Annotated in this window: 27 protein-coding genes; 15 read left to right on the top strand and 12 right to left on the bottom strand. The window is 67.0% G+C overall.

The features are described from left to right. Positions 1-126: 126 nt before the first annotated feature. Both C479_RS11790 and C479_RS11785 read right to left on the bottom strand, forming a co-directional pair. Positions 127-315 (bottom strand): hypothetical protein, encoded by a 189-nt coding sequence (locus C479_RS11790; RefSeq protein WP_007702718.1) that lies wholly within the window; start codon positions 313-315, stop codon positions 127-129. 128 nt (positions 316-443) lie between these two features. Further along, positions 444-1,421 (bottom strand): alpha/beta hydrolase, encoded by a 978-nt coding sequence (locus C479_RS11785; protein WP_007702716.1) that lies wholly within the window; start codon positions 1,419-1,421, stop codon positions 444-446. Between the two features lie 171 nt (positions 1,422-1,592). On the opposite strand from C479_RS11785, the gene kynU reads away from it, so the two are divergent. Beyond that, positions 1,593-2,900, top strand: coding sequence for a kynureninase (kynU, locus tag C479_RS11780; protein WP_007702713.1), 1,308 nt, complete (start codon positions 1,593-1,595; stop codon positions 2,898-2,900). Positions 2,901-2,980: 80 nt separating this feature from the next. On the opposite strand, the gene C479_RS11775 is transcribed toward kynU, so the two are convergent. After that, a complete protein-coding gene (locus tag C479_RS11775) occupies positions 2,981-4,147 on the bottom strand; it encodes a hypothetical protein (RefSeq protein WP_007702709.1) in 1,167 nt (388 codons plus the stop codon). A 262-nt stretch (positions 4,148-4,409) separates the two neighbouring features. Between C479_RS11775 and C479_RS11770 the strand changes: the two genes are divergently transcribed. After that, entirely contained in the window at positions 4,410-5,573 is a 1,164-nt protein-coding gene (locus tag C479_RS11770; protein ID WP_007702706.1) for an acyl-CoA dehydrogenase family protein, read from the top strand. Between the two features lie 367 nt (positions 5,574-5,940). On the opposite strand, the gene C479_RS11765 is transcribed toward C479_RS11770, so the two are convergent. Further along, complete coding sequence (locus C479_RS11765) at positions 5,941-6,738, bottom strand: cutinase family protein (protein ID WP_007702704.1); 798 nt, start codon at positions 6,736-6,738, stop codon at positions 5,941-5,943. Between the two features lie 252 nt (positions 6,739-6,990). Here C479_RS11765 and C479_RS11760 point away from each other — a divergent pair, with 252 nt between their 5' ends. Further along, a complete protein-coding gene (locus C479_RS11760; RefSeq protein WP_049907260.1) occupies positions 6,991-8,163 on the top strand; it encodes an MFS transporter in 1,173 nt (390 codons plus the stop codon). A gap of 116 nt (positions 8,164-8,279) precedes the next feature. After that, on the top strand, positions 8,280-8,603 hold the full coding sequence (locus tag C479_RS11755) for a 4Fe-4S dicluster domain-containing protein (RefSeq protein ID WP_007702698.1): 324 nt from the start codon (positions 8,280-8,282) through the stop codon (positions 8,601-8,603). 178 nt (positions 8,604-8,781) lie between these two features. On the opposite strand, the gene C479_RS11750 is transcribed toward C479_RS11755, so the two are convergent. Together C479_RS11750 and C479_RS11745 are read right to left on the bottom strand one after the other, a co-directional pair. Continuing rightward, positions 8,782-9,168 (bottom strand): DUF5611 family protein, encoded by a 387-nt coding sequence (locus C479_RS11750; protein ID WP_007702694.1) that lies wholly within the window; start codon positions 9,166-9,168, stop codon positions 8,782-8,784. A 58-nt stretch (positions 9,169-9,226) separates the two neighbouring features. Continuing rightward, positions 9,227-10,003 carry a DUF7093 family protein gene (locus C479_RS11745; protein ID WP_007702680.1) on the bottom strand — a complete coding sequence of 259 codons (777 nt, stop codon included), beginning with the start codon at positions 10,001-10,003 and terminating at the stop codon, positions 9,227-9,229. A 116-nt stretch (positions 10,004-10,119) separates the two neighbouring features. Between C479_RS11745 and C479_RS11740 the strand changes: the two genes are divergently transcribed. From C479_RS11740 to C479_RS16270, 3 genes are all read left to right on the top strand, one after another. Next, positions 10,120-10,416 (top strand): DUF6432 family protein, encoded by a 297-nt coding sequence (locus C479_RS11740; protein ID WP_007702678.1) that lies wholly within the window; start codon positions 10,120-10,122, stop codon positions 10,414-10,416. Positions 10,417-10,564: 148 nt separating this feature from the next. Then, complete coding sequence (gene ygfZ / locus C479_RS11735) at positions 10,565-11,755, top strand: CAF17-like 4Fe-4S cluster assembly/insertion protein YgfZ (protein ID WP_049907259.1); 1,191 nt, start codon at positions 10,565-10,567, stop codon at positions 11,753-11,755. A 74-nt stretch (positions 11,756-11,829) separates the two neighbouring features. Beyond that, positions 11,830-12,009, top strand: coding sequence for a hypothetical protein (locus C479_RS16270; protein ID WP_049907258.1), 180 nt, complete (start codon positions 11,830-11,832; stop codon positions 12,007-12,009). 56 nt (positions 12,010-12,065) lie between these two features. Here C479_RS16270 and C479_RS11725 read toward each other — a convergent pair whose 3' ends face one another. Further along, positions 12,066-13,148: a geranylgeranyl reductase family protein gene (locus C479_RS11725; RefSeq protein WP_007702673.1), complete on the bottom strand. Its 1,083-nt coding sequence runs from the start codon at positions 13,146-13,148 to the stop codon at positions 12,066-12,068. A 297-nt stretch (positions 13,149-13,445) separates the two neighbouring features. Between C479_RS11725 and C479_RS11715 the strand changes: the two genes are divergently transcribed. From C479_RS11715 to C479_RS11685, 7 genes are all read left to right on the top strand, one after another. Continuing rightward, complete coding sequence (locus C479_RS11715) at positions 13,446-14,432, top strand: AAA family ATPase (RefSeq protein ID WP_007702671.1); 987 nt, start codon at positions 13,446-13,448, stop codon at positions 14,430-14,432. Between the two features lie 2 nt (positions 14,433-14,434). Continuing rightward, entirely contained in the window at positions 14,435-15,259 is an 825-nt protein-coding gene (locus C479_RS11710) for a DUF4129 domain-containing protein (protein WP_007702670.1), read from the top strand. Then, complete coding sequence (locus C479_RS11705; RefSeq protein ID WP_007702669.1) at positions 15,256-16,137, top strand: DUF308 domain-containing protein; 882 nt, start codon at positions 15,256-15,258, stop codon at positions 16,135-16,137. The genes C479_RS11710 and C479_RS11705 overlap by 4 nt, the downstream gene beginning before the upstream one ends. Further along, complete coding sequence (locus C479_RS11700; RefSeq protein ID WP_007702667.1) at positions 16,134-17,477, top strand: DUF58 domain-containing protein; 1,344 nt, start codon at positions 16,134-16,136, stop codon at positions 17,475-17,477. The genes C479_RS11705 and C479_RS11700 overlap by 4 nt, the downstream gene beginning before the upstream one ends. After that, on the top strand, positions 17,474-18,076 hold the full coding sequence (locus tag C479_RS11695; RefSeq protein ID WP_049907257.1) for a DUF7519 family protein: 603 nt from the start codon (positions 17,474-17,476) through the stop codon (positions 18,074-18,076). Before C479_RS11700 ends, C479_RS11695 begins: the two co-directional genes overlap by 4 nt. A 161-nt stretch (positions 18,077-18,237) precedes the next feature. After that, positions 18,238-18,555, top strand: a complete 318-nt coding sequence (locus tag C479_RS11690) for a cupin domain-containing protein (RefSeq protein ID WP_007702665.1) — start codon at positions 18,238-18,240, stop codon at positions 18,553-18,555. A 92-nt stretch (positions 18,556-18,647) separates the two neighbouring features. Continuing rightward, entirely contained in the window at positions 18,648-19,067 is a 420-nt protein-coding gene (locus tag C479_RS11685) for a PaaI family thioesterase (protein WP_007702664.1), read from the top strand. 40 nt (positions 19,068-19,107) lie between these two features. Here the strand turns inward: C479_RS11685 and C479_RS11680 are convergent, their stop codons facing one another. From C479_RS11680 to C479_RS11660, 5 genes are read right to left on the bottom strand one after another with little or no spacing between them, the layout of a single operon-like run. Next, positions 19,108-19,683, bottom strand: coding sequence for a GTP-dependent dephospho-CoA kinase family protein (locus C479_RS11680; protein ID WP_007702663.1), 576 nt, complete (start codon positions 19,681-19,683; stop codon positions 19,108-19,110). A gap of 22 nt (positions 19,684-19,705) precedes the next feature. Further along, positions 19,706-19,903 carry a transcription elongation factor subunit Spt4 gene (spt4, locus tag C479_RS11675; RefSeq protein ID WP_007702662.1) on the bottom strand — a complete coding sequence of 66 codons (198 nt, stop codon included), beginning with the start codon at positions 19,901-19,903 and terminating at the stop codon, positions 19,706-19,708. Between the two features lie 2 nt (positions 19,904-19,905). After that, positions 19,906-20,475 (bottom strand): DNA-directed RNA polymerase, encoded by a 570-nt coding sequence (locus tag C479_RS11670; RefSeq protein WP_007702661.1) that lies wholly within the window; start codon positions 20,473-20,475, stop codon positions 19,906-19,908. Then, positions 20,476-20,913: a PIN domain-containing protein gene (locus C479_RS11665; protein WP_007702655.1), complete on the bottom strand. Its 438-nt coding sequence runs from the start codon at positions 20,911-20,913 to the stop codon at positions 20,476-20,478. Further along, entirely contained in the window at positions 20,910-22,148 is a 1,239-nt protein-coding gene (locus C479_RS11660; protein WP_007702649.1) for a translation initiation factor IF-2 subunit gamma, read from the bottom strand. Before C479_RS11660 ends, C479_RS11665 begins: the two co-directional genes overlap by 4 nt. 158 nt (positions 22,149-22,306) lie before the next feature. On the opposite strand from C479_RS11660, the gene C479_RS11655 reads away from it, so the two are divergent. Further along, entirely contained in the window at positions 22,307-23,326 is a 1,020-nt protein-coding gene (locus C479_RS11655; RefSeq protein ID WP_007702646.1) for a winged helix-turn-helix domain-containing protein, read from the top strand. Positions 23,327-23,364 lie beyond the last annotated feature (38 nt).

The raw sequence follows: 23,364 nt of genomic DNA, 5'->3' as shown, positions 1-23,364 counted from the left end.
CAGCTCCGATTACGGACCCGTCCTCACACCACTGGGTAGCGCAGCGGACGGCCGCCAGTCGAGGGCGTCTCGTCCGAGAACTGCGCAGGCCTCCGTACCGTCCCGTCCGTCGATGGTGTCGCCGAATTACAAGTCCGCTGCCGGCGCGAACGCGTATAGGAGCAACAGAAGACTACAGATGGCGAAAATGAAACCAACGCCATCACTGCCACCAAAGACGAACGTGGCGGACAAGACGGCAAGTGCCAGCGCCGCAACGGCAGACCGGATCGAGTTGAGATAGAACAGGACCGAGTTGGCGTGTTCGTCGTGCATACGTCGAAATCTGTCTCGGCGAGTATAAATTATCGTGGTTAAGAATGGCGAAGGTTAGTTCGTAATCAGTGGGACAATTATCGCCATGGACACCACCCAACACCTGGACGGCGCCCAGTCTCGATGGGTTAGCCGAGTCGGTCCCGAATCGCAGCCGCCAGGGCGTCCATCGCCTCGTCCGCCCGCGAGACGCTGTCGGTCAGGCTCAGGAAGCCGTGCGTCATCGACGGATAGTGATCGTGGTCGACCGTGACGCCGTCGTCGGCCAGTCGTTCCGCGTAGGCCGCGCCTTCGTCCCGAAGGACATCGTGGCCGGCGGTCACCACCGTCGCGGGTGCCACGCCGGCGAGGTCTGGCGCGCGGCAGACGGTCGCGAACGGGTTGTGTTCGTCGACCGGGCTGCGGAGGTACTGGTCCCAGAACCAGCGGACGTCGGCCTCGGTGAGCAGCGGGCCGTCACCGTGTTCGTCGTAGGACGAGCGGTCGAATCGCCGGTCCGTCATCGGATACAGGAGGAACTGGCCGTCCAGGGTGACCGAAGTATCCCGCGCCCGGATCGCCGACGCAGCCGCGAGGTTCCCGCCAGCGCTCGTCCCGACGACGCCGAGCCGGTCGGAATCGCCACCCAGTTCGGCCGCGTGTGCGCCGGCCCACTCCAGGGCGGCGTAGGCATCGTCCGTCGCGGCCGGGAACGGGTGTTCGGGCGCGAGTCGGTAGTCGACCGACAGGACCAGGGCGCCCGCACGGCTCGCCAGTTCGCGACAGATGTTGTCCGACGAGTCGAGCGTCCCGAGCGTCCAGCCGCCGCCGTGGGTAAAGACCAGCGTCGGCGGGTCCTCACGGTCGGGCCGGTAGACGCGGATCGGCAGGTCGCCGCCGGGACCGTCGATGCGGAGATCCCGCACCGTCCGCAGGTCGGGGCTGGCTCCGCCGGAGAACACCTCGTCTTCGATTCGCCGCGCGCTCGCGACCGAGAGCGCCGACCACTGGGGAACGCCGGCCGCCTGGATGTCCGCGACGACCGCGGCGAGTTCGGGGTCGAGTTCGTCGGTCGACTCCCGATGCGGTTCGTCGTGCTCGCTCGACTCGACTGCGGTCTCGTCCATGCGCGGGACATCGGCGGACTGGTAGATGAGTCCACCGCCCGGAACGGGGGACTCGCTCGGCCTACCGGCGCACAAATCCGATACCTCGCCGGCGAACCTGCACACCAGCGACGGGATCCGATCGTTCCGGCGTCGAAAGCTACCTGTAGGTCGACCACGACAGCCGACACCATGGTTGACAGCGAAAGCGACGGTGACGCCGTGGCCGACGCGGGTCGCCGCGACGCCCGCGAACGCGACCAGGCCGATCCGCTCGCCGACTTCCGCGAGCGCTTCGAGATTCCCGACGACTACTACATGGACGGCAACTCGCTGGGACCGATCTCCGACGCGGCCGAGGAGAGCCTGCAGCGCGCCGTGGACCAGTGGCGCGACCAGGCCATCCGCGGCTGGACCGACTCGGAGCCCCCGTGGTTCTGGTACGGCGAACGGCTGGGCGGCGAACTCGCACCGCTCGTCGGCGCGGACCCCGACGAGGTCGTCGTGGGCAACTCGACGACGATCAACATCCACACGCTCGTTGGAACCTTCGTAGACGCGCAGGAGCCGGACGAGCCCCGCGGCGTCCTCGTCAACGACCTCGACTTCCCGACGGACCACTACGCGATCCAGTCCCAGCTGCGCCAGCGCGGACTCGACCCCGACGAACACCTCCACCTCGTCGAGAGCAGGGACGGGCGGACCATCGAAACCGAGGACGTGATCGACGCGATGGACGCAAACGACGTCGGCATCGTCTTCATGCCCTCGGTGCTCTACCGGAGCGGGCAGCTGTTCGATATCGAGGCGATCACCGAGGCGGCCCACGAGCGGGACGTCCTAGTCGGGTTCGACCTGGCACACTCGATCGGCGTCGTGCCCCACGACCTCTCCGCGATCGGCGTCGACTTCGCCGTCTGGTGTTCTTACAAGTACTTAAACGCGGGACCGGGGGCCGTCGCGGGCCTCTACGTCAACGAGCGACACTTCGGCGAGGAGCCCGCACTCGCGGGCTGGTGGGGCCACGACAAGGAGTCACAGTTCGAGCTGAACCTCGACTTTACGCCCGCAGACGACGCCGGCGCCTGGCAGGCGGGGACGATCCCGGTCTTCAGCGCCGCCCCGTTGTTCGGCGCGCTCGAACTCACCCACGACGCCGGCATCGAGGCGGTCCGCGAGAAGTCGATCGCCCTCACCGAGTACCTGATCGACCTCGTCGACGAGCACCTCGCCGACCGGGGCGTCTCGATCGGGACGCCCCGCGACCCGGCCCACCGCGGCGGCCACGTCGCCCTCGAACACCCCGAAGCCGAGCGAATCAGCGAGGCACTTCGCGACCGCGAGGTGATCGTCGACTTCCGCCCACCGAACGTGATCCGCGTCGCCCCCGCGCCGCTGTACGTGCGCTACGAGGACGTCTACGACGTCGTCGAGATCGTGGCCGATATCATCGACGAGAAACGATACGAGGCGTACGAGGCGGCCGGCGACGTGACGTGACCGGTCCGCTGGCCAGTGACGAATCAGCACGCTGAAACGGCGCTGTGATCGACAAACCACGATACGCCAACCCGTTCGAACTACCGCGTCTGCGCTGCCGTCTCCTCTTGCATCACCTGCAAGAACTCCATGTAGTCTGTCCCGCCGGTGCCGGTCGTGTCGCCGGTCACCGCCCGAATGTACTGGATGACCTGCCCGAAGTGGACCCGGCGGAATGTAGCGAGCGAGTCGGTGCAGTCGTTGTAGGCCGCGCGGAGATCGTCGCGGCCCGTCTCGTCGACGTACGCGCCGATCGCCGGTCCGCGGTCGAACGCGTCGATCACCTCGCGGTGAGATTCGGGCATGTAGCTGCGCATGTCCGTGAGCTTCTCGATGAGTTCGGTCGCGGCGTGGTCGACACCGAGGGCAGCGTCGAGCGAGGGGAGGATCGAACTCTGGGCGCCGGACCCACCGCGGTAGGTGCGCGTCTCGCCGTCGAAGCCGTCGACGCCCTCGTAGACGACGTCGTCGAACCCCTCGTAGTACGGACGGTACTCGCGAGCGAAGACCTCGGGGTCGTTGCGCTCGGTCATCCGGCGCATGATCTCGGTCTGGGCGTCGATCGAGTCGGCGAGGGTCTCGAGTTCGTCGACCAGTGCGTCGGGATCGGCGGTGCGGACAGCCTCCTGCGCGTTCGCGCCAGCCCAGAGTGCCTGCCCCGCCCGTGCCTCGATCGCGACGTGGATGACGACGAACCAGCGCTCGTCGTCGTGGTCGGTGAACTGGACGAGCGCCTCGAGATTCGTGGGCTCGGTGAGCGCGGCATCTGGTTCGCGGCGGCGCCAGTTGTGGAGACAGAGCTGGTCGTAGGAGAGGATGGGTTTGCGACCGAACCGGCGGGACGTTTCCACGAGCGGGACGGCGACCGACTCGGGGAGCCGGTCGACGGACGCAGCGTCGACCTGGTGGACGGACGCGCTGGCGAAGAAACCACTCAGGGTGCAGAGCCGGATCGCCTCGCGGTCTGTGAGCGAGGCGATCGCGTCGGCGGAGAGTTCGGGAAGCGTCTCGACCGCCTGCCGAACGGAGCCCTCGTCGAGACGGGCCGGGAGTTCCGCACTCAGCTGGTCGAACGCCTCCAGGGCCGCGCCGACCGACGGATCGTGAGACGCGGGATCGAACGAAGACAGTGGGTCGGTTTCGGGAAGAAAGCCGCGTTCGCGAGAGATATCGTGGTGGTCGAGCGCGGCCACGGCGGTTCGGGTCATCGTCGAACGAAACGAGCGGGACCCGTATCAATATTTATCCGGAAATAGACACATCGATGGCGGAAGGTGCGCGCCAGCACGAATGGCCGGGTATCAGTGCGTAGATTCCTGCACCACTACCCGATCGGACGCATCAGCGGAGAGATGGGGAGCCGATGAACGGCCGAAGCGACGACTCGGCGAGAACACGAGACGGTGACAGAAGGCGAGCCACGCTGGCAACATAGGAGCGCTTTTCACGCCGCTCGTCCCAGCAATTGGCATGCTGGATTACGTCTCCCTGGAGGCAGATTTAGACGCCGAGGAGCGAATGATCCGTGACACGGCTCGCGAGTTCGTCGACGAGAAGGTCCGTCCGGACATCGCCGACCACTACGAGGCGGGGACCTTCCCCACCGACCTGATCCCCGAACTCGGGGAACTCGGGTTCTTCGCTCCGAATCTGGAGGGCTACGGCCTCCCGAACGTCTCCGAGACGGCCTACGGCATCCTGATGCAGGAGCTCGAGGCCTGCGACTCCGGCGTTCGATCGATGGCCTCGGTGCAGGGTTCGCTCGTCATGTACCCGATCCACGCCTACGGCAGCGAGGCCCAGAAGGACGAGTGGCTCCGAGACATGGGGACGGGCGAGGCCATCGGCTGCTTCGGCCTCACCGAGCCCGAACACGGCTCGAATCCCTCCGGAATGGAAACCGCCGCGGAGAAGGATGCGGACGGCTACCTCATCAACGGTTCGAAGACCTGGATCACGAACGCGCCGATCGCCGACGTGGCGATCATCTGGGCGCGCGACCGCTCGGCCGACGACGAACCCGTCCGCGGCTTCCTCGTCGAGACCGACCGCGACGGGTTCTCGACGAACAAGTTAGACGACAAACTCTCGCTGCGCGCCTCGATCACCGGCGAGATCGGCCTGAACGACGTCCGCGTCCCCGAGGAGAACGTCCTTCCCGGCGTCTCCGGGATGAAGGGACCACTGTCGTGTCTCACCCAGGCGCGCTACGGCATCGCCTGGGGCGCCGTCGGCGCCGCCCGCGACGCATTCGAACAGGCCCGCGACTACGCCCTCGAACGCGACCAGTTCGACGGCCCCATCGCGCGTTTCCAGCTCCAGCAGGAGAAACTCGCCGAGATGGCCACCCAGATCACCACCGCCCAGCTGCTGGCCTACCGTCTCGCCGAACTCAAAGAACGCGGCGACCTCCGCCCGCAGCACGTCTCGATGGCCAAACGCAACAACGTCCGCATGGCTCGCGACCAGACCCGCGTCGCCCGCGAAATGCTCGGCGGCAACGGTATCACGACCGACTACTCGCCCATGCGCCACATGGCGAACATGGAGACTGTCTACACCTACGAAGGCACCCACGACATCCACACGCTGATTCTCGGCCAGGATTTGACTGGGATTGCGGCGTTTGAGTAGAGCGCGGTTCGGAGCGTGCGAGGCCGAACGAAGTGAGGCCTCGGGAACGCGAACGGGGAACGGAGTGACCCGTGAGCGCCGTAGGCGCGAGAACCTCGAAAAAGCGAGCGGGGAGCGAAGCGACCCGCAAGTAGCGCGAGGATTGAGCGAACGAAGTGAGCGAAATCCTCGGTATGACGAACGGCGACCAGCGGGAGCCGTGAGTAGGGCGCGGTTCGGGGCGAGCGAGGGCTGAGCGTAGCGAAGACCGCAGTTACGCGAACGGGGAGGAACGACCCGTGAGTGCCGTAGGCGCGAGAAGCTCAGAAAGATGAGCGTCTCGCGTCGACGCTGCGAGTTCGATTTTCGACCCGTGTTCGCCTTCCGCCTAGTAGTTGTCGAGGATCGCCTGGATACAACCGGGACTCGCCTTGTAGTCGGAGTGACTGGCGACGAACTCGCTCACGTCGACGTCGTGGTAGTTCGTGGGAGTTTCCGAGTCGGTGCAACTGGCGCCGCCAGCGGATCCCAGACGGGCGATCCAGTCGTTTGCCGACCAGTAGTTGTGCATTCCCTCACAGGAGTTCGCGATGGCGTCGTAGAACCCGGCTCCCTCGCAAGGCGCGCTCGATACCTCGTAGGAGCCGATCGTGTCCGCGTTCGCGAGCGTGAACGCGCCGTCGATACCGGCTACCGCCTCCATCACGACGATACCGCCCATCGAGTACCCGAGGAGTCGAATCGTCGTCTCGGGATTCTCTGCGCGGAAGTCCTGGAGCCAACCGGCGAACGCGTCGCCGGTGTCGCGAGCGTTTCCTTCGGCCGTCCCCGGAAACCCGAAGTCGTCCCAGGTGACCGCCGCGACAGTTCCGCCGTACCCGAGTTCTCGCGCGTTCGAACGGAACTGCGCGGCCTCGTCCACGCTGTTGCCCGACTGCGTGTAGCCGTGTGCGTGAAAGACGACCTCGGTTCGGCCCTGTGGCCCGTCCGATACCGGCGGCGTCCCGTCCCGGAAGTCAATTTCTCGGATATCGTCGCTCTGTGCAGCCGTCGTAGCGGGGACGACGCTCGCGATCGCCGAGGCGACAGTCGTTGCACCCGCGACCCGCAACACGTCGCGTCGCGTGGCGCTCGCGGTTTCATCGCCGGGACGGCTGGCTTCGGTTGAATTAGCGTTGGAGTTCATGGTATTACCTCGAACCGATACGCCATAATATGCAATATTAACCATAATAAATTTTTTCTAGATATCCAGTCATTTGAGCGGAATCATCGTCGCCTGTCGTGAGACGGCTCGAACAGCGAAAGCAGTGAGAGCGAAAACTGACGGTGGACACTACCCACGGGAATGGCGGCGGTGACGACCGGTATCAACGACGCTTTTTCCCGCCGGTGACGAGGAGTCGGTAGACCCGACCGTAACTGGTGACTCCACGACATGCGCTGGCCATACAGACGGACGGTGCTCGCGCTGACCACGCTCGCGTTCTTCGCGACGATGGCGGCGCGGATGGTCATCAGCCCCGTCGTGCCGCAGATCCGGGCCGACTTCGGCGTCTCGAACACCGTCGTGGGGGTCGCGCTGACGGGCCTGTGGATGTCGTACTTTCTGTCGCAGTTTCCCAGCGGCGTGCTCGCCGACAGGTTCGGCGAACGGCCGGTGATCTTGCTCTCGCTCGGCGGGACGGCGCTCGCCAGTCTCGCACTCGCGCTCTCGCCCGTCTTCTCCGTCTTCGTGGTGGCAACGCTCGCGCTCGGAGCGCTAGCCGGGCTCCACTACAGCGTCGGGACGACGTTGCTCACGCGGACGTACGACGACGTCGGGAAGGCGATCGGCGTTCACACGGCCGGCGGCCCGATCGCGGGCCTGGCGGTTCCCGGGATCGCAGCGTGGGTCGGCGTCCGCTACGGCTGGGAACCGGCCATCGCGATCGGGGCCGTCGTCGCTGGCGTCGTGTTCGTGCTCTTCGCCCGGTTCGTCCGGCCGACGGAGCCCCAGCGACCCGACCAGCCGATGCGCGAACGATTCGAGGGCGGCCCCTTGCTCGAACTGCTTCGGCGGCCGCCGATCGCCTTCGCGATCGGGATTTCGATACTCTCCGCGTTCGTCTGGCAGGCGACGGCCTCCTTCCTGCCGACGTTCCTCCACGAGTTTCGCGGCTACCCGGAGCCGGTCGCCGGCGGCATCTTCTCCGCGTACTTTCTCGTTCAGGGCGTCGCCAGCCCGCTCGTCGGGACGGCCTCGGACCGCTACGGGCGCGACGAGACGACGGCGGTCAGTCTGGCGATCGCGGCCCTGGGATTCGTCGCCCTCGTCGCCGTTCCCGGTTGGCTCGCGACCGGGTTCGCCGTCGTCACACTGGGCGTCGGGCTGAGCTGGTCGGCGGCGTTCCTCCCGCGTTTTTTCGACGTGTTCACACCCGAAGAGGAAGGGGCAGGATTCGGGTTCGTCCGGACCGTCTACGGAATGCTCGGCGCGCTCGGCTCCGTTGGGACGGGCCTCCTCGCCGACGCCTTCGGCTGGGGCGTCGCGTTCGGCGTCCTCACGGCGCTGCTCGTCGTTGTCTGTGCCGCGATCCTCGGAAATCGCGCGGTTGGCGGTCGCTACTGAGGGACACGGTTGTGGGGAGTGGACTACGTCGATGGAATGATCGCTCACCAGCGTACGCGTCGCCGTTCGAGCCGGACATAGATTTAAGGGCTGCCGGCCAGTCACCTCTGCTAGCGATGGCCATCGACCCACAATTTCACGAGAACCGCGACCAGGTAGACGAACACGAGGGACACAGCGTCTGGGGCCCCGTCGACGAGCCGGAGGAACTCGGCATCCACGGGACCCACGTCGCCGTCGACTTCGACATCTGCCTCGCCGACGGCGCCTGTCTCGAGGACTGCCCGGTCGACGTCTTCGAGTGGGTCGACACGCCTGGACACCCCGAGAGTGAGAAGAAAGCCGACCCGACCCACGAGGCCCAGTGCATCGACTGTATGCTCTGTGTCGACGTCTGTCCGGTCGACGCGATCGACGTCGACGCCGGCCGGACGGCCTGACCGGGCAACGGCTTGAACGGACCGGACGAGGCTCGACGGCCGTCGGCGTGACTCCCACGACAGCTGCGCAATTTTCAGATCGGTATCGGAGACCTGCAGTGCGGACTGACAGACGCTCCTCGCAGCATCGCTCACAGACTCGTGAGTGATCTGTACGGACAGTCGTCGAAAATCGGCGTTACTCGACGTCGTGGTCGGGGTCGTCTTCGACGGCGCGTTTGAGGGAGTCGCGTCGGGCTTTCGCGTCGCGACCGGTCGCTTCGAGGAGGAAGTCGTTCTTCGCGTCGACGGCGTCGGCAGCGGCTTCGAGTTCGTCCGGACCGAGTTCGGTCGGGTCGCGTTCGTGGAACTCGACGGCGAGTTTGTCCTTCTTCCCGGAGTATTCGACGGCGCCGACGACGATTCGCTCGAAGACGGGGTTGTCGGGTTCCGCGACGACGTGCAGTGCACTGCCCTTGAACTCCTCCGTCCCGGTGATCGGGCCGAAGTAGTCCTCGATGGAGGCTTCCATGTCGGGGATCCGTTCTTCGAGGTACTCACCGCGGCGCATCTTGTACTCCTTCATGGCTCGTTGGAAATACGGGAGGCTCTTTACCTCTTTTCATCCGCGACGAACGAGGATTTCAGCGCTCGCGTTCGCCGAGGTAGCCCTTCTTGCACTCGGGGCAGATATCGCCCGCGCGAAGCGAGCTGCGGTCGCCCGGCGCGACGAACGAACAGCGCGGGCAGAAGAACTCGACGGGGACGTCGTCGCGCGGGCCGGTCTCGCCCGGTGCCGGGGCAGTCCCCGCGCGCTGAATCCCGCTGGTGGCCGTCGCCGTCTCGCGATCAGCTGCCGTCGAGACTGCCTCCGGTGAGCCGCCTTCGTCGATCGGGTCGGCCTCGGGAGCGGCGGTCTCGTCGGACGCAGCCGCCGGCCATTCGGTCGGTTTGTCGGACGCGTCGTCCTGGCCGACGTCGTCTGAGTCGGGCCACGCACCGTGCGCCCGGTCACGATCGGCCTCGGCGGTGGGTTCGGCGGCTGGTTCATCCAGAATCTCCGCGTCGTCGGTGATCGGTTCGCCGTGCTCGTCGGTCGGGAGTGGTTCCGACTCGGGCTCGGACGGCCGTGAGTCACCCGCGGGCGTCTCGGAATCGGCCGCGGGGGTCGATTCGGCCGGCGCCGTCGCGTCGTCGACCGACTCCGAAGCGGCCCCGGCGGCCGTCGCCGGCTCGGGGTCGTCCGCCGGCTCGATCCCCCGGACTTCGGTGTTCTCGCTGATAACGGTTCGTTCGCCACACCGTGTGCAGGATTCGTACTCCGTCACGGTGACGACGACTTCACTTCCGCGTTCTTCGCGCTCGCGTTCGACTTCTGTCGCCCCGAAGTCGTGACCGAGCAGCGAACATCGAACAGCCATTGAGTTGGGTAGCCCGCGCGGGAGTGAAAAACGTACCGCCTGGTGTCTGACGGGCGTCTCACCCAGCCCCACCGAGGACGACAAACGTCAAACCCTGCGGGCACGAAGGGGCGAGTATGCGAGCCAAGCGGGAGTATCGTGACCGCGACGAGACACAGGTTACGATACTCGACGCCCTCGTCGACCGGAACGAAGACGGGATGACCGTCTTCGAGCTCCGGGCCGCCGTCTCGATCGACATCGATCGCCTGGAGACCGCACTCGCCAGCCTCAACGACGAGGACCTGATCGTCGTCGAGAACAGTGCGAGCGAGACGGTGATCAAACCCGCCCCCCGGGTCGTCCCGGAACCGGGCGCGGCCGAGTCCGACGGGTCGATCGTGGAGTGGGTGCGCGAGCGGTTCCCGTTCTGAGTCGGCGTCCCGTGACGGATACCGCCCCGACGGTCCGGGCCGGACGGTAGCAGACGCCCGAGATCGTCGCCCCAGACCGGTCGTCGACGCTGGGCGGCCGTCACGACGGATCGCCACGTAAAAGGGTCCGTATCCCCGACTAGTGACGATGATGAGCATCGAGTCGACTCACGCCGATCACGGGGCGACGTTCGCCACTCGAGGCGACAGGACGGTCGTCTCTCACTACGGGCGCCCGGAGCGGGCCCATCGCGCCGTTCGAAACGGCGTCGGACTGATCGAGCGGGTCGTCGGCGTCGTCTCCGTCCGGGGCGACGATCGGATCGACTACGTCGACAACGTCCTCTCGAATCGGGTCCCGTCCTCGGAAGGGGAGGGCTGTTACGCACTGTTGCTCGACCCCCAGGGTGGGATCGAAACGGATCTGTACGTCTACAACGCCGGTGAGCGGGTGCTGTGTTTCACGCCACCAGGCCGGGCCGAGGCACTCGCCGACGAGTGGGCCGAGAAGGTGTTCATCCAGGACGTCGAGATCGACGACGTCACGGACGACCTCGCGATCTTCGGCGTCCACGGCCCGCAAGCCACCGAGAAAGTCGCGAGCGTCCTCCACGGTTCGGCGACGCCCGACGAACCGCTCACGTTCGTCCGCGGCTCGATCGCCGACGCCGGCGTGAGCGTGATCCGAACCGACGCGCCGACTGGCGAGGAGGGATACGAAATTATCTGCGACGTCACGGACGCACCTGCCGTCTTCGAAGCGCTCTCCGTGCAGGGAATGAACGCCGCGCCGTTCGGCTACCAGACCTGGGGATCGCTGACGCTCGAAGCCGGAACACCGCTCTTCGAACACGAACTGGCGGGGACGATTCCCAACGTCCTCGGACTCCGGAACGCCCTCGACTTCGCCAAGGGCTGTTACGTCGGCCAGGAGGTCGTCTCACGGGTCGAGAATCGCGGCCAGCCGAGCCGCCGCCTGATCGGGCTGACGCTCGGAACTGACGGCGATACGGGAGAGGCAGACGACACGACCGCGGTAAGCGACTCGACCGAAACGGCCGAAACGGGCGACGGGACAGCCGAATCGGCCGATGCAGCCGACCAGACGGCCGAACCCGGCGCCGCCGTCTTCGACGGAGACAGCGTCGTCGGCGAGGTGACGCGGTCGATGACGAGCCCGACACTCGAGACGCCCATCGCGCTGGCGCTCGTCGATTTCGACCTCGACGCGTCGTCCCTCACCGTCCGTGTCGACGGCGAAGCGCTCCCTGCGACTGCGACCGAGTTGCCGTTCGTCGACGGATCGGAACGGTCCGCGCGGCTGCCTAGTTACCCCTGATCTCGTCCCGGTCGGCCGACCGACGCGACTGGGCAGGCGGACTCGCATTCGGTCGCTGGCTGATCGAGTGGTGGGTGAGCGACTGCCTCGTCACGGTTGTCGTCGCATTCAGCAGGAGCGTCCCGATCCTCGGCGGCCTCGGCAGGTTCATCATCACCACGATCGGTACGGGTGCTGTCATCAACCGCGCGCGGGACGATTCGACCACTCGGTACCCAGGAACGCATCCACAACAGGTGAACAAGCGAAACTGATGACCGATCGGAGACGGATAGGAATCCTCCCGGTCATCCATCGAATTCGGGCCCGACTACCGGGACAGCATCGCCCGAAGGTGCTCGGTCGAGAACACCGACGTCGGGCGATCCATGTGGACGCCGATCTCGCCGGAGAAGGTTTTGAGGCCCGCGTGTTGGACCGGTTCGGGGAACGAGTAGGCACGCCGAATCCAGTGGCCCAGTTGCTGGTCGGTGGCGATGTCGCGCCGCCAGGCGCGTTCGTAGGCGGCGACGGTTGAGGGATGGTCGGGATCGATCTCGCGAGCGGCGTGGTCGGCACAGCGCATCCCGTAAAGGATTCCACCACCGGTGAACGGCTTCGTCTGGGCGGCCGCGTCGCCGAGCAGGAACGCTCGATCCGCGGTGACGCGGTCGGGTGGACCGACAGGGATCGCGCCGGAGCAGCGGTGAGAGACGGACACGCCGTAGTCGGCGACGAGCTCGTCGAAGTGGTGTTTGACTGCCTCGCCCGGCGGCGCGGCCAGCCCGTACTCGACGCCGGCGTCGCCGCGGGGGATCCGCCAGGCGAAGAAGGTCGGCGCCGTGAGGTGGACGTCGACGAAGTCGTCGTGATCGGGGTCGTCGGCGAACGCCAGTACCCCGTGGAGGAACTCGTCGGGTTCGGGGAGGGAAAGTGCCTCGCGGACTCGCGACCGGGGGCCGTCGCAGCCCGCAACCAGTTTCGCCGCGAATTCGTGTGTCTCGTCCGGCCCGGCGACCGTCAGGACGACCCGGTCGGCTCGCTCCTCGACGTCGGTCACCCGATGGCCCTCGCGGACGTCCGCGCCGGCTTCGCGAGCCAGGTCGGCGAGGTGGCGATCCAGTTCGACGCGGTCGACGACGTTCGAGACCGGTTCGTCGCGGTAGAACGGGTACGCGTCGCTTCCGGGCCCGTCGACGTGAAAGCGGGCGCCGCGCACCTCGTTTTGCAACAGGTGCGTACGGGCACCGTCGCCGGTGAACTGCCAGATATCCGTGCTGACGTGGCCGGAGCACGCGAGCGGGGTGCCGATCTGACCGCGTTCGAGGGCGAGGACGTCGTGACCGGCGGCGGCCGCCCGTCTGGCGAACCGTGCGCCGGCGGGGCCGACGCCGACGACCGCGAAGTCGTACATGGATCGAGTGACTGCCGCGACGGATAAATAGCTTCTCGACGACCCCAGCCGGACTGAAAAACTGATCAAAAGGATTACGTCACCAGGGTGTAATTTTTAGGTGACGATACCGAATCGATCGGCCGCGAAACTTCGATCGGTCGTTCCCATCCCAATCGTCCGTCAAAACAGCGCTCGATCGCTCACCGTGTGCGATCGGTTCGAGTTATCCGCGGCGATCGACGCGACCGTCTCCGCTCGGTCGACGGAACGCCCAACGAACGTCGGCTCCCTGTCGACGACCCCTCCCTACTACCGATGAACGTCACTGATCCATCCGCGGCCGCATCGACGTGCGAACAGCTCTTGGACGAGATCGGCGAGGCGGTGATCGCCGATCGGGAGTTCCTCGAAACGGTCCTCGTGGGCGTGCTCGCTCGCGGGCACGTCCTGCTCGAAGACGTCCCGGGGACGGGGAAGACGCTCACCGCGAAATCCATCGCATCGGCGCTCGACCTCCCGTTCTCCCGCATCCAGTTTACGCCGGACTTGCTCCCGGCGGACGTAACCGGGACCCACATCTACGACGAACACGAGGCGACCTTCGAGTTCACCGAGGGGCCGCTCTTCGCGAACGTCGTGCTGGCCGACGAGATCAACCGCGCCCCGCCGAAGACGCAAGCCGCCCTCCTCGAAGCGATGAGCGAACGCCAGGTGACCGTCGCCGGCGACACAATGTCGTTGCCGGACCCGTTCGTCGTGATCGCGACGCAAAACCCGGTCGAGAGTGAGGGGACCTTCCCCCTGCCGGAGGCGCAGGTCGACCGCTTCGCGGTGAAGACGGCGATCGGCTACCCCGGCCAGGACGGCGAGGCGACGTTGTTACGCCAGCGAACGGATCGGACGGAGAAGTTGCCGTCCGTCTCGGCCGTCTGCTCGTCCGCCGACGACGTTCGGGCGCTGCAGGCGGCGCCGGAGGCAGTCACCGTGACTGACGACCTCATACCCTACATGACGGCGATTACCGCGGCCACGCGACGGGCCGAACGGGTCCGCGTCGGGGTCTCTCCGCGCGGGACGCAACGCCTGCTCGAAGTGTCGCGGGCGAAAGCCGTCCTCGACGGGCGGGACTACCTCGCTCCGGACGACATCACGACGGTCGCCCCGTCCGTCCTCGCTCATCGACTGGTCCTGACGCCCGAGGCGGCGGTCGAGGACGTCTCCAAACGCGCGATCCTCGCCGACGCGCTCGAGTCCGTGCCGGTCCCAACCGTCTCGCGGTCAGACACTCCGGCACCCGAGTAACGATGGCACGCGACCGCACCCGCGTGGCCGCCGTCATCGTGCTCGTCTGTGCCGTCGGACTGGTCGCGGCGACGATCGATACCGGAACCGTTCCCGAGAGCGGAGGCGACGGCGGCTCGTTCTCCCCCAATCTCGAACTGCTCGAATACCTCGAGTTCCCCAGCGGCCAGTCGGACGGCAGCCTCTGTCCGGCGGCCCTCGACGAGCCGGGCGGACTCGCCGCCGCTCTCGGCATCGTCGGACTCGGCATGGCCGCCGGGTATCGACTGCTCGGTTCGACGATCCCCGTCCTCGTCGTCGGCGTTCCGACGATCCTCTGGTCGCTCGGGTGTTCGTCGCTCGTCGGCGCCGACCCTCGAACGACCTGGCTCGCCGGACTGGCTCCGTCGCCGCTACTCGTCCTCGCCGCCGTCGTGATCGGCCTGATCGGGACTGTCGGGTTCCTCTGGATCAGCGCGGACCGTGACGACGTGGCCGTCGACGAGCGCCACGTCGAACCCGACCGCCCGGTCGATCTGGACGCGATCGCCGCGTCCGCCGGGACGGCCGCGGCCCGGATCGACGCGCAGGCGGACGTCGAGAACGAAGTGTACCGCGCCTGGCTCGAGATGACCGACCATCTCGGCATGGTCCGTCCCGAAACGATACCGCCCGCCGAGTTCGAACGGCTGGCGATCGAAGCGGGAATGCGCCCCGGTGACGTCTCGGAGATCACACGACTCTTCAGGGACGTCCGCTACGGCGAACGCGACCCGGCGAGCCGAACGGACCGAGCGGTCGCAGCGCTCGAACGAATCGAGCGAGAATACGCGGAGGCCGACGAATGAGCGAGCGGGGGACAACCGACGCCGAATCGGGAGCCCCAACCGCTGTGGACGAGACGACCGATGCGGACGAGGCGAGCGAAACCGAGGGCGCCCTCGACGACGGTCACGGCGAGGGCGGCTGGACGGGCCCAGAAGCCGTCGCCACCGACGAGGACGGCCGGACGGGCTCAGGAGCCGGCACCACCGACGAGGGCGACTGGACTGACTCAAGAGTCGGCGTCGCCGACGAGGACCGCGGTGGGCTGGGCCGTCTGCCGATCATCGGGCTGGCGCTACTCGTCGCGGGGATCGTGCTGTTCATTAGTCCCAGCGTCGCGGTGCTCGAAACCGACAACCGACTCCTCGTGGCCGGCGTCGCGACGGTCACGATCGTTTTCGGGCTGTTCTCCGCCGCCGACCAGCGAGTCACGAACGCACGCCTCTGGCAGCCGCGCGATCCCGAGCCGGGGACCCAGCTCCCGGTTCCGGGCGACGCGTTCGAGACGCTCCCCCAGCACGAGTTCCGGGACCGAATCAGAACGCGAGCGGTCGTCTCACTGGTCGACGCGACGGGACTCTCGTCTACGGCCGCCGAAGAGCGAATCGATGACGGCTCCTGGACGAACGACCGACTCGCGGCGGCCGCGATAAGCGAGGACGTGCGACCGCCGCTTCGGTCCCGGCTGCGCGCCCGACTCACCCGTTCGGACATCGACGACCGCGAACGCAAACGGGTGATGGACGAAATCGCCTCGCTCAGAGACGGGAACCGAAAACTCGACGTCGCCGTCGGAGAGGCCCGATCGGCGGCGAACGAGAGCAGGCGGGCGACTGACGAGACTGGACAGCCGCCGGACGGGGCGAACGAGGTCACGAACGGGGAGGTGAGAGAGTCGTGACCGACGCGACCGGCGAACTCGACGCCGAACGGGAGACCTTTCACTGGAGCGGGATCGCCGCCGTCGCCTTCGTCGTTGGCGGCGTCGGCGCGATGGCCGCGAACCCGGGACTCGTCCTCGCGAGCGTCGTCTTCGTCGGGTTCGCCGGCTACGCGTGGATCGCCGAACCGGTCGCCACCCACGACGACGGCGGGGCGGTACTCGCGATCGACCGTCACCTCGACGACCCGGCGCCTGACCCCGGCGACGAAGTCACCGTCACGGTCGGCGTTCGGAACGACGGGGCCGGCCTCTGTTCGGACGTGCGCGTCGTCGACGGCGTCCCGGACGGACTCGCTGTCGTCGACGGCTCACCCCGTCACGGGACCGTCCTGCGGCCGGGCGCCCGGTCGACGTTTTCGTACACGGTCACGGCTCGACGTGGCGAACACGAGTGGGACGGCGCCGCCGTGACCCTCGCTGATCCGCTCGGCGCGACCGAGCGGACGATCACCGTCTCCCGGGAGACGCGACTTCACTGTACGCTTCCCGACGACGGTCACGACGCCACGCTCCGGCGGGCGGTCACGGACTGGCTCCCGGGAGTGGTCGAGACGGAGACGGGCGGGTCGGGCCTCGAATTTCACTCGACGCGTGAGTATCGACCGTCCGACCCGCGGACCCGTATCGACTGGCACCGACGCGCTCGAACCGGGGAACTGGGAACGATCGACTTCCGGGAGGAACGAGCGGCGACCGTGATGATTGTGCTCGACGCCCGTCGGCGAGCCTATCGCTCGCCGGGCCCGACAGCGACCCACGCCGTCGACAAGAGCGTCGAGGCCGCGGACCGCCTCTTCACGGCGCTGCTGGACGCCGGAAATCAGGTCGGCATCACCGCACTCGGCCGGGACGACGAGTGCTGGCTCGAACCGGCCGCCGGCGACGCTCACCGGACGCACGGCCGGACGCTCCTGAACACCCACCCCGCCCTGTCGAGCCAGCCACCGGACCGAGACCGGTCGCGACCCCCGTCGGCCGAGGCCAGAAATCGGCGGTTACGCGGTCGAATCGATCGCCTCCATCGGCGCCTCCCCGCCGAGACGCAACTACTCGTCCTCTCACCGTGTTGTGACGACGAGCCGGCGACGGTCGCTCGCCGGCTTCGCGACCACGGCCGCGCGGTGACGGTGATCAGCCCGGATCCGACGGTCGCAACCTCGGTCCACACTCGCCTCGCTCGCTTCGAGCGGGAAGACCGTCTCGACGCGCTCAGGCGCGAAGAACTGACGGTAATCGACTGGGCCGCGGGGGAACCGCTCGAACGGACGCTGGCCGAAGCGGCGGGGTGGAGCCGATGACCGCGTCGCGAAGCGACGGCGGGACGACCGAGTCGTGGCTCGAACGGAGGGCCCGACAAGTACGTGATGCGATCGGTCGACCCGCACCTGCTCGGTCCGAAGGGACGGCCCGATCGATCGATCGGAGACCGGGACGAACGAGCGCCGCGCTCGCGACGGCGCTGTCGGTGGTGACGGCGCTCCTCGTCCCGACGCAGACGGCCCAGCTCTTCGGACTCCCGGGCGTCGTGCTCCTCGCCGGCGGGGCGATCACCGGCTCGCGCCGCTCGGTCGGATACGGGTTCGCAGTGCTCACGCTCGGACTGCTGCTCGGCGGGCTACAGGGCGTCCCGGCCCTCGCACTGGTTTGCGGCGCGTTCTGTGCGACGGTCGCCTGGGACGTCGGTCGGTACGGGATCACCGTCGGCGAGCAACTCGGCCGTGCGGCCTCGACGATCCGGATCGAACTCGCACACGCCATCGCCAGCGCAACTGTCGGACTGGTGGGCGTCGCCGTCGGATACGCAGCCTTCCTCGCCGGTCCGTCCGAGCAACCCGTTTCGGCGGTCGCGCTGGTCCTCCTCGGAGCCACGGCCCTGCTGGCGGCGATGCGAACGTAGGTGGCGCGACGCGGGACGAGAGCTCCCGGCGACCGACGAGCGATCGCGGGAAAGCGGTGAAAATCTCGACAGCAGTGGGGAATCAGCCGCAAATAACCGCGACGGACGGCGGCGGATCAGCCGCACCTTCTTGTCGCTGGCGCTCAAATCGGAAGGCGACGATGCCAACGACAGCCAACTACACCGACGTCGACGCGACCGCGGGCGCACTGCACTTCATGCGGGACGAACTGGACTGCGAGGAACTCGGGTTCAGCGTCCTCGAGTGCGACCCGGAGTGGGAGGGGATGGAACACGACCACGCCGAGGACGGCCAGGAGGAGGTCTACTACCTCGTCGACGGCAACGCTACGGTCACGGTCGAGAGCGAGGAGATTTCGATGGAACCGGGCGACGCGATTCGGCTGGCGCCAGAGGAGACACGGCAGATCCGAAACGGCGACACGACGAGCACATTCGTCATGGCTGGCGCTCCGTAAGCAGCTTCGACAGCTACTGTCATCGGCGTGGCCCCGCGGATTTTCGTTCAATATGGAGAAACAATAATATCAGACCGGTTCGAGTTCCGACTATGGACGTTCTCGAACGTTTCAACGACCGCTACCCGTTCGGCGAGCACCTCGGCATCGAACTCACGCACGTCGAGGAGGGCTACGTCGAAGGCCGACTCGAACTCGACGACCACCACTCGCTCTCGGAATCGACGCGACTGGCCCACGGCGCCGTCCCGTTCGGCCTCGCCGATTCGCTCTCCGCGGCGGCGATCGCCTCGGTCGAGGGGACGCCAGGACCGACCCTCGACGTGCGGATCGACTACCTCCGTCCCGCGACCGGCGACATCTACGGCGCCGCGGAGGTCGTCAGATACGGCAGCGACACCGGCGTCGTCGAGGTCGAACTCACGGACGCGGAAGATCGGCGACTCGCGACGACCCGCGGCGTGTACAAGACGAATCTCGTCGACGGCGCCAACCCGTTCGTCGACTCCTGATCGGCGCCCTGGCGGCTCGCAGAGTCACCACGACCGCGACTCAGCGATCGAGAATCGAAAACAGCGCTTCGGGATCGCCGTCGAAGCGAGCCAGCAGCGATCGGATCGCTGCGCGCCGCTCGTCGGTGACGACCGCGTGGACCATCCCCTCGTCGGGTTGGCCGTAGACGACGCTCGCGCCCTCGGGTGCGGCGACGATCGCCGGCAACGTCGCCAGGTCTTCCTCGCCGTCGACCAGAATCGTCACCGGGTCGGGGTCGTCGATCGCCGCGACGAGCGCCCGAATCAGCGCGTCGGTGAGCGCACCCTGTGGATTTTCGACGTCGACCGTCTCGCCGGCCGTCACGGTCTCGCGGATGACGGCGTCGACCGCCTCGCGTTTGGTGATGCCGTCGACGAGAGCGACGTCAGGCGTCCGATCGGCCTCGAGAACGTGGTAGGTGACGACGTCGCCGACGGTCACGAGCGGCTCGCCGGCGGCCTCGAGAAGTGAGTGGGGGTCCGTCTCGACGGGCCCGATTGGGTCTTTGAGTTCGTGTCGGAGGGACGTCGGCAGCGAGACCAGCGGCTCCGGTGGGGAAGCGTCGTCGGCGTCTGATGGAGACGAATCTGTCACTGGTACTGTGTGAGCGGTGTGCTCACCGGACCTTGAGCGCGTACGCGCCGGGTTCGTCGACCTGCATCTCCGTCGCGATCTCGGACTCTTCCGGGTGGGCGATGACGACGTAGCCCGCCCAGTCTTCGGTGAGGGAAGAGGACGCACAGGACGCGCAGGTCTCCGCGTCGGCATCGTTGACGAGGTGGCACTCGCGACAAACGAGTCGGTTCGACGCCATCGTCACTCACCCGCCGTGGCTTCCGGCTCGTCGCGCGCTTCCTCGAGCCAGCCGTGCTTGCCGAGGCCGGGCTGTTTGGCCGTCAGCCCGATCTTGGAGTCGCGCGGGTTGCGCTCGTCGATGCTCTTCGTGACGATCCGGGTGCGGATGGCGTCCTCGACGCCGAGGGCCTGATCGGACTCCGACGAGGAGAGACGCTGGTTCTCGCGATCGAACGCCAGGTACTCGTCGGAGATCTGCGAGACGTGCAGCAGGCCGTCGACGGGGCCGATGCCGACGAAGGCGCCGAACTCGACGACCTCGACAACGGTTCCGTCGACGACTTCCTGCATCTTCGGATCGAACGTGACGGCGTCGAACTCGGCCTCGTAGTAGACGCCGGGTTCGTTCGGCAGGACCGTCCCCTCGCCGATGTCGTCGACGTCGACGACGGAGACGATGGAGCCGACTTCTTCGTCCATCCGTCCCTCGAGTTTGTCCTGGAGCAATCGCTTCACGAGGTCGGGCGAGACGTCGCCCAGAGCCTCCGGCGGTACTTCGACCGTGTCTTTCAGTCTGACCCGTTTGTACATCTATGGTTGAGTGAGTCCCAATTTGTTTCTCCCGCGTAATGCAAGTACCGGTATCCCTTCCGCGAGCACGCGCTCACGCAGCGGCCGATCGTTCGTGACGACGGCGTCGACCATCCCCGCTTCGGCGAGCTCGACCAGGGCGTCGTCGGCGTACGATTCTTCCGTGTCGACGGGGAGGCAGCGCTCGGTCGCCAGGTCGTGGCCGACGGATGCGGCCGTCCCTTCGGTCCCGCCTTTTTCGGCAAGTCGGCGGAGCTCTTCGAGAACCGGCTGCGGCGTGACCGGCTCGTAGCCGCCCGCCGCCAGTTCCTCGTTTCCCTGCAGGTCGATCGGACGTGGCCCGCCGTCGAGCAGGCGATCGAGTTCGTCGAACAGCCGCACGTCGAGTTCGACGGGCATCATGAGCGCACTCGTATCGAGGGCCACGCGTGTCGTCATTCGTCAGTGAGGGTGCCGACGCCGATCAGTCGCCACCGCGCGCCGATGCGGCGGTTGATCGCGATCTTCGCGCCCGGTTCGGCACAGACCGGCCGTTTGAGGTTGACCTCGCACTCGCCCGATCGCGCGCTGGTGACGGCGCCGACGGTCGTCGCCGTGCCGACGGTCATCATGAGCGGTTCGCCGGTCGAGATCTCGTCGATCTCGCCGTCGGCTTCGTCGGCTCCGACGACGCGATCCAGCAGTTCCACCGACATCGTAAAGGACTGCCACGTCGGTGGGAGCGAGCCCGGCGGGCCGGCGAGGCGGCCAGCCAGTGCGTCGCCCTTCGTCAGCGCCGGGTCGAGGCCGGTCCCGATACCGAGCAGGCCGCCGGGGGTGGCCGTCTCGACCGAGTCGCCCGCCGCTTGCAGCGAGCGAATCGTCGTCTCGATCGGGACGTACTCGGACTGGCCGCCTTCCTCGACTTCGCGACCGGGTCGGATCTCGATGGCGTCGTCGACGGCGAGTTCACCCTCGACGAGACTGCCGCCCAGTACGCCACCGGCGAGATCAGCGGCCGTCGTTCCCGGTTTGTTGATGTCGAAACTACGGGCGACGTGCATCCGCGGATCGGCCTCGGGATCGCGATCGGGCGTGGGGATCTCCTGCTCGATAGCCTGGATGAGCAGGTCCATATTGACGTTCTGTCCGGCGCTGACCGGAACGACGGGAGCGTCCTCGGCGACGGTGCCGGCGACGAACTCCTGGATCTCCTCGTAGTTCTCGCGCGCCCGCTCGCCGTCGACGAGGTCGACCTTGTTCTGCGCGATGACGATGTTGTCGATCCCGATGATGTCGAGCGCCATCAGGTGCTCTTCGGTCTGGGGCTGGGGGACAGGTTCGCTCGCCGAGACGACGAGGACGGCGCCATCCATCAGCGATGCCCCAGAGAGCATCGTCGCCATCAGGGTCTCGTGACCCGGCGCGTCCACGAACGAGACGGTCCGCATCGGCTCGCTTTCCGAGCCGTCCGGACACTCCTCCTCGACGGTGTAACACTCGGGTTCGTCGACGTCCGGACACTGCCGGAACGTCGCGTCGGCGTAGCCGAGGCGGATGGAGATACCGCGTTTCATCTCCTCCGAGTGCTGGTCCGTCCAGGCGCCCGAGAGTGCCTGCACCAGCGTGGTCTTGCCGTGGTCGACGTGGCCGACGAGTCCGATGTTCACCTCCGGTTGATCGTTTCCTGACATAAGACGAGAGTAATCTCTACCGGGTTTTCGCCGTCTGCGATTGATAAACCTACTGTTCCGGTGCGGTTGCGGGACTGGCGGTTCGGAGAGAAATGAAATCTAGACAACGTAACTGTGCTTTGGCGAACCTTTTACCTGGTATGGTGAGAGGCACCGGTATGAGCGGAACGGACCACTCGGAGTTCGATCCGTTCGCCGAGGACGCCGTCCCGGCGGACGATCCAGCCTTCGCGTGCACGGACTGTCTCGACCCGGCCGACGCCTTCGCGCTCGTCGCCAACGAAACCCGACTGAGCATCCTGCAAGCGCTGTGGGCCGCCGACGAACGGCCGGTCGCATTCTCGGACCTGCGACGAGCCGTGGGCGTTCGCGATTCGGCGCAGTTCAACTACCATCTCCAGCAACTCGAGGGGCACTTCGTCACCAAGGTCGACGGCGGAAGCCGGGCCGACGGCCGCGGCGAATCGGGGGGCGCTCACCACGGTGACGCCGACGGCGCCACCGGGTACGACTTCAAACACGCCGGCGAGAAGGTCGTCCGGTCGGTCATCGCGGGCTCGTTCAACGAACACCCGACGATCGAGCCGTTCACCGTGCAGGGGCGATGTGTCGACTGTAACGGCCAACTCGAGGCGAGCTACGGCGAGGAGCACCTGGCGATCACCTGCACCGCGTGCGGGCACGGCCACGGCGAGTACCAGTTTCCGCCGGGCGGCCTCGGCGACCGCTCCCGCGTCGAGATCGCCGAGGCGTTCGATCAGCGAGTGCGCCACTTGCACTGTCTGGCCGCCGACGGCGTCTGTCCGGAGTGCAGCGGCCGCATGGAGACTCGCGTCGTCGAGGCCGACGCCGACTGCTGTCTCGGCGCCAGCACGCGCGTCGACCACGAGTGCTCCCAGTGCGGGCACACCCTCTGCTCCGCTCCGGGCCTGCGCCTGCTCGATCACTCGACCGTCGTAAACTTCCATCAGGAACGTGGTGTCCGTCTCGAAGAACGACCGTACTGGACGCTCCCGTGGTGCGTTTCCGACGAGTACACCGAGCTCGTCGAACGCGAACCGGCCCGCCTCGCGGTCCGAATGCCCCTCGACGGCGACGAGCTTCGCGTGACGATGACCGGTGACCTCGACGTTCTCGAAACGGGAATCGTCGAGTCGGCGGAGGAAAACGGAATGTGAGACCCACAATAGGAAAAGCGAAACCTGCGACTCCCGAC

This window comes from Halovivax asiaticus JCM 14624 (assembly GCF_000337515.1).
Lineage (GTDB): Archaea > Halobacteriota > Halobacteria > Halobacteriales > Natrialbaceae > Halovivax > Halovivax asiaticus.
Note: the sequence above shows the minus strand (reverse complement) of the source record. Positions and strands in the feature narration are given on the sequence as shown.